This window comes from Pseudoalteromonas sp. T1lg22 (genome assembly GCF_002964645.1).
GTDB lineage: Bacteria > Pseudomonadota > Gammaproteobacteria > Enterobacterales > Alteromonadaceae > Pseudoalteromonas.
This window is the reverse complement of sequence record NZ_PQBY01000027.1, coordinates 219,359-233,482: the sequence shown is the minus strand read 5'-3', so window position 1 is coordinate 233,482 and position 14,124 is coordinate 219,359. Positions and strand designations below refer to the sequence as shown.

The 14,124-nt window shown below is 48.9% G+C and carries 7 protein-coding genes and 1 pseudogene; all 8 read left to right on the top strand.

Annotated elements, in window-relative coordinates:
* Positions 1-13: 13 nt before the first annotated feature.
* The 8 genes and pseudogenes from C2M24_RS16365 (at position 14) to C2M24_RS15450 (ending at position 14,080) form a co-directional block, all read left to right on the top strand.
* Positions 14-190: a DUF2835 family protein gene (locus C2M24_RS16365; protein WP_442792521.1), complete on the top strand. Its 177-nt coding sequence runs from the start codon at positions 14-16 to the stop codon at positions 188-190.
* Positions 191-431: 241 nt separating this feature from the next.
* Positions 432-2,519 carry a DUF1302 domain-containing protein gene (locus C2M24_RS15480; protein WP_105198879.1) on the top strand — a complete coding sequence of 696 codons (2,088 nt, stop codon included), beginning with the start codon at positions 432-434 and terminating at the stop codon, positions 2,517-2,519.
* 12 nt (positions 2,520-2,531) lie between these two features.
* Positions 2,532-3,899 carry a DUF1329 domain-containing protein gene (locus C2M24_RS15475; RefSeq protein WP_105198880.1) on the top strand — a complete coding sequence of 456 codons (1,368 nt, stop codon included), beginning with the start codon at positions 2,532-2,534 and terminating at the stop codon, positions 3,897-3,899.
* A 75-nt stretch (positions 3,900-3,974) separates the two neighbouring features.
* Positions 3,975-4,972: pseudogene (locus C2M24_RS15470) on the top strand (YCF48-related protein).
* 2 nt (positions 4,973-4,974) lie between these two features.
* Complete coding sequence (locus tag C2M24_RS15465) at positions 4,975-7,293, top strand: efflux RND transporter permease subunit (protein WP_105198882.1); 2,319 nt, start codon at positions 4,975-4,977, stop codon at positions 7,291-7,293.
* A 198-nt stretch (positions 7,294-7,491) separates the two neighbouring features.
* Complete coding sequence (locus C2M24_RS15460; RefSeq protein ID WP_105216094.1) at positions 7,492-12,330, top strand: NAD-glutamate dehydrogenase; 4,839 nt, start codon at positions 7,492-7,494, stop codon at positions 12,328-12,330.
* A 76-nt stretch (positions 12,331-12,406) separates the two neighbouring features.
* The gene (gene pyrD / locus C2M24_RS15455) at positions 12,407-13,417 is read left to right on the top strand and encodes a quinone-dependent dihydroorotate dehydrogenase (RefSeq protein ID WP_105216092.1); all 1,011 of its coding nucleotides are present in this window, start codon (positions 12,407-12,409) and stop codon (positions 13,415-13,417) included.
* A 135-nt stretch (positions 13,418-13,552) separates the two neighbouring features.
* On the top strand, positions 13,553-14,080 hold the full coding sequence (locus C2M24_RS15450; RefSeq protein ID WP_105198885.1) for a cell division protein ZapC domain-containing protein: 528 nt from the start codon (positions 13,553-13,555) through the stop codon (positions 14,078-14,080).
* Positions 14,081-14,124 lie beyond the last annotated feature (44 nt).

Sequence of the window (14,124 nt, the reverse complement as noted above, 5' to 3'; positions counted from 1 at the left end):
AAACCTATGAGCAGTGACTTGGCCCGGTAATAGGTCAAGCACTGCCATTCAAGTGTATGACGAAAATACCAGTCGCATGCGCTTTCCCGCCGCTAAAGTATTACCGCATATGTCCGCTCTGGGCATATTTGGTCGATCCCGCCTGACCCTGACTGGGGAAAATAAATTCCTTGTGCTGGAGCGAATATAAATACAGCAATTTTTAGATTATTTGACGGTAATGTAAATTGCATTTGTCGTTAACGTTATTGTCATGTATAAAAATAGTGGTAGGATGTCATACCATTAGCATGTGAAAAGGAAATTTAACGCCAGTTACAAAGCATTCATGTAGACTGTTGGTAACTGTAGCCTATCCTTTTAAATGCACAAGACTACACTAAAAACAATAACTTGATCTAAAAATTACCCGCGCTAAGGGGGAAGCAACAATGATAAGACAGCCACTATTTGTGAAGCATCGGTTAGCGCTCAGCGTCGGCGCAGCGATGTTGGGCATGAGTAGCGCCGCACACAGTGCCAGCTTTACGGTTGGTGATTTCGATATCAATTTTGATTCGACGTTCTCATACGGCCAGAGCATTCGTACCGAAAACCGTGATTTTCAGTATATAGGTAAGAGCAACCACCCACGCTTTGACTGGAGCACTTACAACGCCGCGCTTAATCCCGTATATAGTTCTAGTGACGTGTGGAGCCAACCCGGCGCCTATTCAAACAACGGCGATGCGGGTAACCTGAATTTCGACAAGGGCGATACCTTTTCGCAACTGTTAAAGGGTACTCATGAGCTGGCTATCAATGGCGAATCTTACGGCTTGTTCTCCCGCTTTATGTATTTTTACGATTTTGCCTTGATGGATGGTGATTACGCCTACACCAATCCGGTATCCGGCGAAAGCGTAGACCCGTGCGATTATGACGAAACCAAAGAGCAGGTCTGTGCCGACTTCCGTCTTCTTGATGCCTTTGTATGGGCCGACTTCGATTTCAATGAAGGTCAAAACCCGCTATCTGTGCGTTTAGGCCAACAGGTTGTTAACTGGGGTGAAAGTACACTTATCTCTCACGGCATCAACGTGAACCCGGTTGATATCGACCGCTTAAAAGCGCCGGGCGCCGAGTTAAAAGAAGCCTTTATTCCAGTGGGCATGTTATGGGCCTCATTGGGTATTACCGAAAACCTTTTCCTAGAAGGTTTTTATCAATATCAGTGGCATGAAACACGCCTACCTGCAACCGGCAGCTATTTCTCGACCAATGATTTTGCCTCGGAAAACGGCTTTAACCAAAACGTACAGCTGGGCTTTACCTCAAACCCGGATATCGATTTGGCGTTTTTAACCGACAGCTTGAATAACCTTGCCGCCGATTGGCAAGCGGCAGCAGCGGCTCAGGGCATTGACCCGACATCCGCAGAAGGCCAGCAATTGCTAGCAAGCATGTACCTTGCTTACCCAACTAAAGTGGCCCTTAAGGGCGAGGGTAGTCGAGGCAAAACAGAGCCTAGCGATGGCGGTCAATATGGTTTGCGCCTTGGCATGTTTATGCCTGAGCTGAACGACACCGAAGTGGCCTTGTATTACATTAATTACCACAGTCGTCGTCCGGTGATCTCGGGTCAGGTATCGGACTTTACCGCCATAGGTGAAGACTTGGCGATGATCATGAGCACAGAGATCAACAGCGACAACGTAAACGACTTGAAAGCCTTTACCAAGGCCAAGCTTGATTATCCAGAGGACATCAAGTTATACGGTTTAAGCTTTAATACCTCCATTGGTGAAACCGCGCTTGCCGGTGAATTTGCTTTCCGTGAAGACGAGCCTTTCCAGGTTGATGACGTAGAGCTATTGTACGCAGGTATGCCTGAGCAACTGGCATTGGCAGGACTTCGTCCAGAATTCGCCGGTATTTCTCAGCTCAGCCCAGGCGATGCCACTGCGGTAGTTGGTCCAGGTGGTACGGCTCAAGGTTATATTTTACGTAATACAGCACAAGTGCAATTTACTGCAACACACCTGTTTGGCCCTGCACTGGGTGCCGATAGCTGGGCTGTGGTTGGTGAAGTAGGCGGTGTACGCATTAACAATATGCCGGCCTATGACGAATTACGCTTGAACGTTTCCGGTACTGGCCGTAGCGGCATTATGCAGGGGCCTTTGGCGGATGACTATTCGGCCTTGCATATGGCTTTGTCAAATGGTCCTGAAACCAACCCATTCCCAACGGCTTCGGCCTGGGGTTATCGTCTGATCGCCAAGGGCGATTATTATGACCTGTTCTCGGGCGTTAACTTCTCGCCGCGTTTCGTATTCTCACACGATGTCAATGGTATTACTCCAGATCCAATGTTCCTGTTTATTGAAGACAGAAAATCATTGGGCATTAATATGAATTTTAACTATCAAAATACCTGGTCTTTTGATCTTGGTTATAACTCATTCTGGGGCGGCGGCGCGACCAATACATTTGCCGATCGTGATTTTGTTTCCTTTAATATCAAATATTCAATTTAAAAGGGTATCCGTATGTTGACTAAACCTACCCTCATTGCAGCAGCATTTTGTAGCATTTTCGCTACCACTGCAGTACAGGCTAAAATTTCGCCGGAGCAAGTGGAACGCCTTGGCGCGGACTTAACGCCAATTGGCGCCGTTAAGGCCGGAAACCAAGATGGTTCTATACCTGCTTGGGATGGTGGTATCACTGAAGTGCCGGCAAACTATAAGCCGGGCATGCACCATCCGGATCCGTTTGCTGCGGATCAGGTGTTGTACACCATAGACAAATCAAATCTGGAGCAGTACAAACACCTGCTTAGTGCAGGCCAGATAGCCTTGTTTGAAGCCTACCCAGATACCTTTAAGATGCCTGTGTACCCAACTCGCCGTAGTGCCTCGTATCCTCAGGCCTTCTACGATGCGACCAAGAAGTACGCCACTCAAGCCGAGTTGATTGAAGGTGGTAACGGTATTAAAAACACAGCCATTGGTATTCCATTTCCTATTCCAGCCAATGGTCTTGAAGCCATTTGGAACCACCTGCTGCGCTACCGTGGTCAGTCTATTTCGCGCTTCGGTGGTCAGGCGATGCCAACGGCTTCCGGTGCCTATAACCTGATTGGCTTTGACGAGCAGTTATTGATCAAGTACGCCGCCGACGATGCCACGCCTGAGCAGCTGGAAGAGTCAAATATCCTCTTCAAATTTAAGCAAAGCGTCACCGAGCCGGCTCGTCTTGCAGGTACCGCATTATTGGTTCATGAAACCATGGACCAAATCCTGACTCCGCGTCAGGCATGGACTTACAACACGGGTCAGCGCCGCGTACGTCGTGCACCAAACGTTGCTTATGATGCCCCGGGAACGGCGTCAGACAATCTGCGCACGACCGATGACTTCGATATGTTTAACGGCTCACCTAACCGTTACAACTGGGAGCTAAAGGGTAAGCAAGAATTATTGATCCCTTATAACAGCTACAAGCTGCACAGTGATTCATTGCAGTACGATGACATCCTCAAACCGGGTCATGTAAACCCTGAGCATCTGCGTTATGAGAAGCACCGTGTCTGGGTGGTTGAAGCAACCTTGAAAGAGGGCACGCGTCACACCTATAAGAAGCGTACCTTCTACATTGACGAAGACAGCTGGCAGATCTCTGTGGCCGACCTATACGACAACCGTGATCAACTATACCGTGTAGCTATGGCCTATGGCTTGAACTACTACGAAGTACCGGCGCAGTGGAGTACGCTTGAGGTTTATCATGACCTTAACTCTCGTCGTTACCTGGCCATTGGTCTGGATAACCAAGAAGCTATGTATGATTTCTCACAGTCATTCAATGACAATGAGTTTACATCTAACGCTCTTCGCCGCGAAGGTCGCCGTTAATCCTCGTACTTAGCCGGGCTCACCTAGTGGGCTCGGCTCCTTGATTCAATTTCTCTTTTTTGGGCGCATATTTATATGAAGTACTTGCTTAGTTGGGCAACGTTGCTTTTGTCGCTGCACGTTGTAGCTCAAACAACACCTCAGCCCGCTTACCAAGCCGAGCAGGCGACGCATACACTTTTCACCGATATTACCGCCACCGCTGAGCGTGTGATTGCCGTTGGCCAACATGGCACCATAGTGATTAGTGACGATGCTCAGCAGTGGCAAAGGCACAATCACCGGTAGACGTGTTACTGACCTCGGTGTTCTTTATTGATAACAACCAAGGCTGGGCATGCGGCCATGACGCTACCATCTTAAATACCCAAGATGGCGGGCAAAGCTGGCAAGTTCAGCAGTTTTTACCTGAGCTTGATAAGCCTTGTTTGGATATTACCTTTATGGATGCGCAACAGGGCATAGCCGTGGGTGCATACGGTATGTATTTCGTTACCCAGGACGGCGGCCAAAGTTGGCAAAAGCGCTTCCTCGATAGCTTGTTGTTTGCCGAAGACCGCGACTATTTAAATGAGCTTAAAGCCGAAGACCCAGAAGGCTATGAAAGCGAGACTGCTTCTATTTTGCCGCACTTTAACCGCATTGCGACAACCAGCAAGGGCTTGTATATAGTGGGTGAAATGGGCCTGATAGCGCACAGCAGCGACGGTGGCCAAACCTGGCAGCGTGAAGAAGAAATCTATCAAGGCTCGTTTTTTGATATTACCGAAATGGCCGATAAGCTTTATGTTGCAGGTTTACGTGGTAATGCTTTTAGTTATAGCGAAGAAGATGGTTGGCAACAGCTGATGGCGAATGAGCAGGCGACCATGAACAGCATGATGACGACTGCCGATAAGCAGCTGTATATTTTCGGCAACTCGGCGGTGATCTACCACCTGGATGATGCCAGCAGCACGCAATTGCAAAGTGAGCAACTCAGTGATGGTAAAGCCATCTTAAACGGGGTGCTGTTCAATGGACAATTGATACTGGCCACCGAAGCTGGGATCCAAAGCAAGGAGTTTAACTAGTCATGCAAATTATAGTGGAAGCATTAGAGCGTAGTTTATTCCGCCATCGCATGTGGGTGATAATGGCCTTTGTGTTGGCCACATTAGCCCTGGCTTTTCAGGCTACTCAGCTTAAACTCGACGCCTCATTTAATAAAAACATCCCTCTTAACCATGAATATATGAAGGTGTACACCAAGCATGAGAAGCAATTTGGTGGCGCCAACAGCATATTAATTTCCGTTTGTGATGCCGGTGGTGACATCTTTAATGAAGAGTTCTTTACTCAGTTAAAGTCGGTACATGATCAGCTTTACTTTATTCCCGGCGTTAACCGCCCCTTGGTTAATTCGATCTTCTCGCCCAGTGCCCGCTTTGTTGAGGTGGTCGAAGATGGTTTTAGTGGCGGCCCCATTATTCCTGCAAATTTTCGTCCCGATGAGCGTGGCTTAGCCCGGGTAAAAGAAAACATAGAAAAGGCCAAGGTAGTAGGGCGCATGATAGCGTCTGATTATTCCTGTGCCATGGTCAGTGCCCAGCTGATGGAGTTCGACCCACAAACCGGTGAGAAGCTCGATACCTTGGCGATTGCCGAGCAGCTTGAAAGCAAAATCCGTGATGACCTGAGTACGGACAACGTCAGCATTCATATTATCGGCTTTGCGAAAATGGCCGGTGATATCGCCGATGGTGCCAAGGGCGTATTGCTCTTCTTTGCCCTCGCCATAGTGATCACCTTTATTATGGTGTGGCTGTTCTGTAAAAGCTTTAAGCTGACCCTGTTGCCAATTGTCTGCTCCTTTATCGCTGTGGTCTGGCAGCTTGGTCTGCTCTCAACCCTGGGCTTTGGTCTGGATCCCATGTCGATTCTGGTGCCGTTTTTGGTTTTTGCCATAGGCGTGAGCCACGGCGTGCAAATGATCAATGATATCGCCAAAAAAGTACAACTGGGCAGCAGCGCTAAAAATGCTGCGGAGTCGAGCTTTAAGGCCTTGATGATCCCAGGTGGTATCGCCTTGCTATCGGACACAGTGGGCTTTTTAACCCTGCTTGCTATCGACATCGGCATTATTCGTGAGCTGGCCATTACCGCAAGTTTAGGGGTGGCGGTGATCATCTTTACCAACCTGGTATTGTTACCCGTGATTGCTTCTTACTTGAATGTGAGCAACCTGCACGTGCTTTCCGCGGATAACAGAAATAAAGATGCGCTGTTTAAGCTCCGTGAGTTACTGGTTTGCGCCACCGATAGAAAATATGCCGCCATTATCCTTATTTGTACGGCGCTGCTTTTTGCCTTCGGTTATTGGCAATCACAAAAGATGCATATCGGCGACTTGCATGCAGGCGCCCCAGCGTTGCACGAAGATGCCCGCTATAACCAGGATACCTTCTTGATCTCAGATAGATACGAGATCTCCTCGGATATCCTTAAGGTGATAGTTGAAGCCTATCCAGCGGCTTGTACCGAGCACGATGTGATGGAGCGTATTCGTCAATTCCAGTGGCGTATTGAAAACGTCCCTGGGGTGCAAAGCAGTGTGTCTCTTGCCAGTGTGGCGCAGGCGGTCAACGCCGGTTACAACGAAGGCAATTTAAAATGGCAAACCCTGCCGCGCAATACCGCATCTCTGGTGCAGGCGTCGTCGCGGGTGGAGACAAGCTCAGGCCTGCTTAATGGCGATTGCTCTGTGATGCCGGTGATCATCTTTATGAAAGATCATAAGGCGCAAAGCATAGATCAGGTAGTGGCGACGGTGAAGGAAGTGGGCGCCGAGTTTGGCACCGACAAACTGCAATTCCGTTTGGCCTCAGGTCCTATCGGCGTGATGGCGGCCACTAATGAGTCCGTATCCGAAGCGCAAACGCCCATGATGCTGTATGTCTATGGTGCTGTGATAGCCCTATGCTTGGTCAGCTTCCGCTCGGTGCGCGCGACCATAGCCGTGGTTCTGCCTCTGTATATAGTATCGACCCTGGCGCAGGCGCTGATGGTGGCATTGGAGATCGGCCTTACTGTGTCGACCTTGCCGGTTATCGCCCTGGGTGTGGGTATAGGTGTTGATTACGGTATTTATATCCTATCCTCCAAGATGATCCAGCTTAAGCAGGGTCTTAGTGTAAGTCAGGCGTATCGTAATGCCTTGGTTGAGCGGGGCAGTGCTGTGCTATTTACAGGGATTACCTTGGCAGTGGGTGTAAGTACCTGGATTTTCTCGGCGCTGAAGTTTCAGGTCGATATGGGCATCTTGTTAACCTTTATGTTCCTGGTAAACATGATAGGTGCCTTGCTTATAATTCCAGCAATCAGCGCCTTCCTTTGGTCTGACCAGAAAAAATAATGTGAATATGTGTTAACGGAAATGGCCGGTCTCGGCCATTTCTATCTATATTTTGTGAATAATGCGTCAAAGCGCTGAAATCATTGGTCTGATTTCATCGAAAAGGCTGTTTATTAGCTGTAAAAGGGTTAGAATTCACCCCGACTCCACGCTATTCAGTCACCCGTTCACAAGGCGGTATAGATTAAGGAACACACAATGACACAAAATGACGGTCACGCTAGCGTTATTCTGAATAACGTCAGCAAGCTTATTAAGAGCAAAGTTAATCCAGACAAGGTGTCACTGGTCGACAAATTCGCCCATGCGTTATACAGCAATATGTCGGCTGAGGACCTAGTACACAGAAATGACAGTGACCTCTACGGGGCAGCGCTTAGTCTTTGGAATTCCCTAGAGGGAAACAAGGGCGACGAAGCGGTGATCCGCGTAATTAACCCTGAAGTAGCAAAACACGGTTGGCAATCCTCTCACACCATCGTTGAAATTATAGCTAAGGACATGCCATTTTTGGTGGACTCGGTGCGCATGTCACTGAATCGTGCCAATATAGCTTCACACCTGTTGCTGCATACACCGTTAAAAATTCAGCGCGATAACGATGGCGCCATCATCAATCTTTCGAACCTAAAAGCCGAGCAAGAGTCGAACTCGACGAAAACAGTGTTCTTTATTGAGATTGACCGTCAAACCGATGAAGGCGAAATCAATGCCTTTAAAGCCGAGCTTGAGTCGGTTCTAAACGATGTCTCACTGGCAGTAGAAGACTGGCAGCCAATTCGCAGCAAGTTGCTTGAAGTGATCAAAGACTTGCCTAAGCGCCCGCACAATGTTGATGCGGTTGAGCTTAATGAAACCCTGGAGTTTCTAGAGTGGCTGGCCAGCGATAACTTTACCTTTATGGGTTACCGTCAATACCTGCTGACGCCGGTGAAGGGTGACCATCAGCTTAAGGGCGTGGAAGGCTCAAGCCTAGGTCTGATGAAGAACTCAGATGAAAACCATGTACGCTTACTGTCAGACATGCCAGAAACCGCTCGCAAAGAAGCGCGTAGCAATAACCTTTTGGTATTGACTAAAACCAACTCGGTTTCCCGTGTACACCGTCCGGCGCACACCGACTATATCGGCATTAAGCGTTTCGATAAAGACGGCAACGTGGTAGGCGAAGACCGTTTTATCGGTTTGTTCTCATCGAGCTTCTACAATAACAGCGCCGCCGATGTGCCGGTGTTGAAGTCGAAGATCCGCCGTGTATTGGATATGAGTGATTTCGCTGCGGGTACGCACGCCTATAAAGCGGTGTTAAACCTTCTTGAAACCTATCCTCGTGACGAACTGGTGCAAGCTCGCGAAAGCGAACTACTTGATGTAGCCATGGGCGTATTGCAAATCCAAGAACGTGATATGTGTCGCCTGTTCGTGCGCAAAGACACTTATGGTCGTTTCTTCTCGTGCATGGTGTATGTGCCACGTGAGCGTTATAACACAGCGCTGCGCCGCGAAACCCAGCAAATTCTTGCAGAAGCCTTTGGCTCGAACGACAAAGTGGCCTTTACCACTTATTTCTCAGAATCAAACCTTGCTCGTACTCACTACATAGTGCGCGTGCAAGACGACAACGTAGATTACGACGTGAAAGAAATCGAAAACAATTTAGTAGAAGCTGCCCGCACTTGGGAAGATAAACTGCAATCGGCATTACTTGGTAGTAATGGCGAAGCCCGTGGTAACGAACTTAACCGCAAATACGCTAATGCGTTTGCCAGCGCTTACAAAGACCAGGTACTGCCTAGCGCTGCCGTGGTTGATATCGAAAAGCTAGAGTTGCTTGATGACGACAACAAGCTGGAAATGCTTTTCTACCGTCCACAAGAAGAAGTTAGCTCAAACATAGTACGCCTATCTTTGTTCCACAAAGATGAGCCTATTCACCTGTCTGACGTTATGCCGATGTTGGAAAACTTCGGTCTGCGCGTTATCGGTGAAACTCCATATGCGGTGAAAACGTCTGATGGCCAGGTAAACTGGATCATGGACTTCTCTATGTTGCTGAGCAACAAAGAAGTAGCGGACTTCGACAAGGTTTCTGCACGTTTCCAAAAAGCGCTAACCGACGTTTGGAACAACCGCTTGGAAGACGACGGCTTTAACCGCCTGGTATTGGTTGGTGGCCTAGCGGGTCGTGAAGCATCAATCCTGCGCGCCTATGCTAAGTATATGCGTCAAATTGGTGTAACCTTCTCGCAAAGCTACATCGAAAGCACGTTTGCCAACTACCCGGACATCGCCACGCAAATCGTTAAACTATTTGCTAAGAAGTTCTCGGTTAAGGCTCCTGGCACAGATAAAGCGCTTGAGAAGCTGATTGCGCAAATTTACGAAGCCCTTGAAAACGTAGCTAACCTGGATGATGACCGTATCATTCGCTTGTACGTTGATATGATCAAGGCAACCTTGCGTACCAACTACTATCAAAAAGCTGAAGATGGTCTGTTTAAGTCTTACATCTCATTCAAGGTTAAGCCAAGCTTGATCCCGGATGTACCACTGCCACTTCCAGCGTTTGAAATCTTTGTTTATTCACCACGCGTTGAAGGTGTACACCTACGTGGTGGTAAGGTTGCTCGTGGTGGTCTACGTTGGTCAGACCGTCGTGAAGACTTCCGTACCGAAGTATTGGGTCTGGTTAAGGCGCAGCAGGTTAAGAACACGGTTATCGTACCTGTTGGTTCTAAAGGTGGTTTCGTTTGTAAGCAGCTACCGAGTGAGCGCGAAGCCTTCTTTACCGAAGGTCAAGAGTGCTACAAGATCTTTATCCGCGGTCTACTTGATATTACAGACAACATAGTTCATGGCGAAATTGTTGCCCCTGTCGATGTGACTCGTCATGACGAAGACGACCCGTACCTGGTTGTTGCTGCCGATAAAGGCACCGCGACCTTCTCTGATATCGCTAACGGTATCGCGCAAGAATATGGCTTCTGGCTAGGCGATGCCTTTGCCTCGGGTGGCTCTGTTGGTTATGACCACAAGAAGATGGGTATTACCGCCAAGGGTGCTTGGGAGTCGGTGAAACGTCACTTCCGTGAAATCGGCATTGATTGTCAAAACACAGACTTTACCGCCATTGCTATCGGCGACATGGCCGGTGACGTATTCGGTAACGGTATGTTGCTATCTAAGCACACGCGCTTACAAGCGGCATTTAACCATATGCACATCTTCATCGACCCGAACCCGGACGCAGCCACGTCTTGGGAAGAGCGCAAGCGTTTATTCGACCTGCCGCGTTCAAGCTGGGAAGATTACAACAGCGAATTGATCTCTCAAGGCGGTGGTATCTTTAACCGTAGCGCCAAGTCAATCACCTTGACGCCTGAGATTAAGAAGATGATTGGCACCAAGAAGGCGGCGATGACGCCAACTGAGCTGATCAAAGCCATACTGATGATGCCTGTAGACCTGCTATGGAACGGTGGTATCGGTACTTACATCAAGTCTAAGTCTGAAACCGACACAGACGTAGGCGATCGCGCTAACGATGCGCTTCGTATCAACGGCGGCGAGCTGGGTGCGAAGATCTTCGGTGAAGGTGGTAACCTGGGTGCGACGCAATTGGGTCGTATCGAGTTTGCTGCTAAAGGCGGTCGTATCAACACCGACTTTACCGATAACGTAGGTGGTGTAGCCTGTTCGGATAACGAAGTGAATATCAAGATCTTGCTTAACTCTCTAGTGGGTGAAGGCGACTTGACTAAGAAACAGCGTGACGAATTGCTCTATGCGATGACAGACGAAGTATCAGAGTTGGTACTGAGAGACTGTTACCGTCAAACCCAGACCATTTCCGTGACTCAGTTAAAAGGCGCGTCAACGCTTAAAGAAAAGGTACGCTTTATCCACGCCCTTGAAAAAGAAGGCAAGCTGGATCGCGTTATCGAATTCCTACCAAGCGATGAAGAGCTGGCAGAGCGCGCCGCATCAGGTAAAGACCTGACTCGTCCTGAGCTGTCTGTGTTGGTGTCGTACGCGAAAATGGTACTGAAAGAAACCTTGGTAACGGACGAAGTATCGGAAAACCCATACTACCGTCAGTTGTTGGTGCAATCTTTCCCTGCGCCACTGCGCGAGCGTTTCAATGCGGCCATGGACAATCACCCGCTACGCAGAGAAATTATTGCCACCAAGTTGGCTAACAACATAGTTAACGACATGGGTCTTAACTTTATGGTGCGCATGCACGAAGAAACCGGTGCCTCGGATGCTGAAATCGCCCTGTGCTACAGCATTGCCCGCGAAATCTTCGCCTTGCCAACAACCTGGAGCGAGATCAGTGCCCTGGACAACCAGGTTGATGCAGCGGTGCAAACCGAAATGTTGTATCAGCTTCGTCGTACCGTACGTCGTGCCACGCGTTGGTTCCTACGTCACCGCAACAAGGCCTTGACCATTGAGCAGAGCATCGAGCACTTTGCACCTTGCTTTAAAGACCTAACCGACAACCTGCACAGCTACATGGTGAGCGCAGAGAGCGAGCAGATCCGCAAAAACGCGACTGCATTGGCAGACAAGGGCGTTCCGGCGCAACTGGCGATGCGTATCGTATCGCTTTCAAGCCTGTTCTCAGCCATGGATCTGGCGGAAGTGGCAACGCAAAGCAAGCGTCCTACGGCGATTGTTTCAAGCACTTACTTCAAGCTGGGTGCGCGTATGGGTCTACACTGGTTCCTTACGCAGATCACCAATCAGCCGGTACAAAACCACTGGCAAGCCCTTGCTCGTGCATCGTACCGCGAAGAGCTGGATTGGCAGCAGCGTACCTTGACTGATGTTGTACTGCGCAGCTTCGATGACAAGGAACAGGATGTTGATGCGCAAATCGACGCCTGGATGGACGCAAACGATGCCTTATTGCACCGTTGGCAGCAGATGCTAAGCGAATTTAAGACGTCACAAAGTCATGATTTTGCGAAGTTCTCTGTAGCTCTGCGTGAGTTGATGTTACTTGCACATAACTGTGATCAACGTAACTAAGCTCTCTGTTAATAAGCAGTAAAACTCTGTAGAATACCCCGGCCTTTGGCTGGGGTATTTTTTTCTAGGGGGATCCATGTTTTACGAATTAGCACGCCGTTTTATGTTCACCAAGGACGCGGAATGGGCGCATGACTTTGCGCTAAACAACCTACGTCGCTTTGCCAACACACCATTGTCTATGGCCTGGTCGCAAAATGTGGCCGATAAGCCAACGGAATTTCTTGGCCTGGAATTTAAAAACCCAGTGGGTTTGGCCGCCGGTCTGGATAAAAACGCCGAATGCATCGACGCCTTTGCGCAAATGGGTTTTGGTTTTATCGAAGTAGGCACGGTGACGCCACGACCACAAGCCGGTAACGATAAGCCGCGTATTTTCCGCCTACCAGAGCAGCATGCGGTGATCAACCGTATGGGCTTTAACAACAAGGGCGTAGATAACCTGGTTGCCAACGTTAAGGCGTCAAACTATCGCGGCATCCTGGGTATTAATATCGGCAAGAACAAGGACACGCCAAACGAGCAGGGCAAGGATGACTACATCCACTGTATGCGTAAGGTGTTCGAGCACGCCTCGTATATCACGGTGAATATTTCTTCGCCGAACACACCGGGTCTGCGTGATCTGCAGTACGGTGAGGCGCTGGATGATCTTTTATCCAGCCTGAAAAACGAACAGTTGGATCTTATTGCCAAGCACAATAAACAGGTGCCCATGCTGGTGAAGGTAGCCCCTGATCTTGATCAGGTGCAGGTAGAGCAGGTTACCCATTCTTTGTTAAACAACAAGATAGATGGCGTGATTGCGACCAACACCACCTTAGATCGCACCGCGGTGCAGGGCCTGCAGTATGCGGATGAAGCCGGTGGCTTGTCTGGTCATCCTGTGCGTGCCAAGTCTTTAGAGGTGATCAAGGAGATCAAGCGTATTTCCAATGGTCAGTTGCCTATTATCGGCGTCGGCGGTATCGACAGCGCTGAAGCGGCTAAAGAGAAACTCAATGGCGGAGCAGATTTGGTGCAGATTTACACCGGATTTATCTACGAAGGCCCGGCGCTGGTTAAACGGATCTTAAGCGGCTTATAAGGATCCGCTATTAATACGGACGATCCCTCGTAAAATATTATTAGAATTAATTTTACAGGGGATCGCCAAGCGCTATAATCCAAAGTTATAAGCATTGATTTTATTGACTTTAATTTAGATTAAATCGAGGAAGGGATGTTACAGGCACAACAAGATTGGCAATGGCAAGTATGCGAAGAGCGCAATACACTGTTACTCGACATGGGTGACATGCAGTTTTGCACGCCGTATAAAAGCCGCCAGTTGATTGATGAAGCCTTTACCCAGCCCAAGTTTAATCTGCGTGATGCCGAGTTCTATCAGCAGGTTTGTCAGTACCTAAGCGGGTTTTCGCTGTGGAATGATGCCCATATCTGTCAAATTGCCCTTAACGCCACCGCGGTCAAACACTACCTTAAGCCCATGCTGGCGAAAAGCTGGTTCTTCGCCCCCTATACTGGCAACCAAGCCAACCACGAAGCCGTGGTACAGCTGACTTCTTCCCAGCAAAGTGGACAATTCCTGATTGTTGACTGCGCCGAGCAAGCAAGTGTGTGTCTATGCCTTGAGTCTAGCTTTGCCCTTGATGAAAATTTACAGCTGCAACAGTTTGCTGTGATCAAGGTGCTAAACGACCGTATCACACCTATTTTCTCCGCCCAAGGTCAACAAAAAAGCGCCTAAGACAAAGGGGCTGTGATACAATCTCGGGGAATTTACGAGATAGG

Coding starts and splice junctions, on each gene's coding strand:
- C2M24_RS15480 (WP_105198879.1), top strand. CDS start 432: ATGATAAGACAGCCACTATTTGTGAAGCATCGGTTAGCGCTCAGCGTC.
- C2M24_RS15475 (WP_105198880.1), top strand. CDS start 2,532: ATGTTGACTAAACCTACCCTCATTGCAGCAGCATTTTGTAGCATTTTC.
- C2M24_RS15465 (WP_105198882.1), top strand. CDS start 4,975: ATGCAAATTATAGTGGAAGCATTAGAGCGTAGTTTATTCCGCCATCGC.
- C2M24_RS15460 (WP_105216094.1), top strand. CDS start 7,492: ATGACACAAAATGACGGTCACGCTAGCGTTATTCTGAATAACGTCAGC.
- pyrD (WP_105216092.1), top strand. CDS start 12,407: ATGTTTTACGAATTAGCACGCCGTTTTATGTTCACCAAGGACGCGGAA.
- C2M24_RS15450 (WP_105198885.1), top strand. CDS start 13,553: ATGTTACAGGCACAACAAGATTGGCAATGGCAAGTATGCGAAGAGCGC.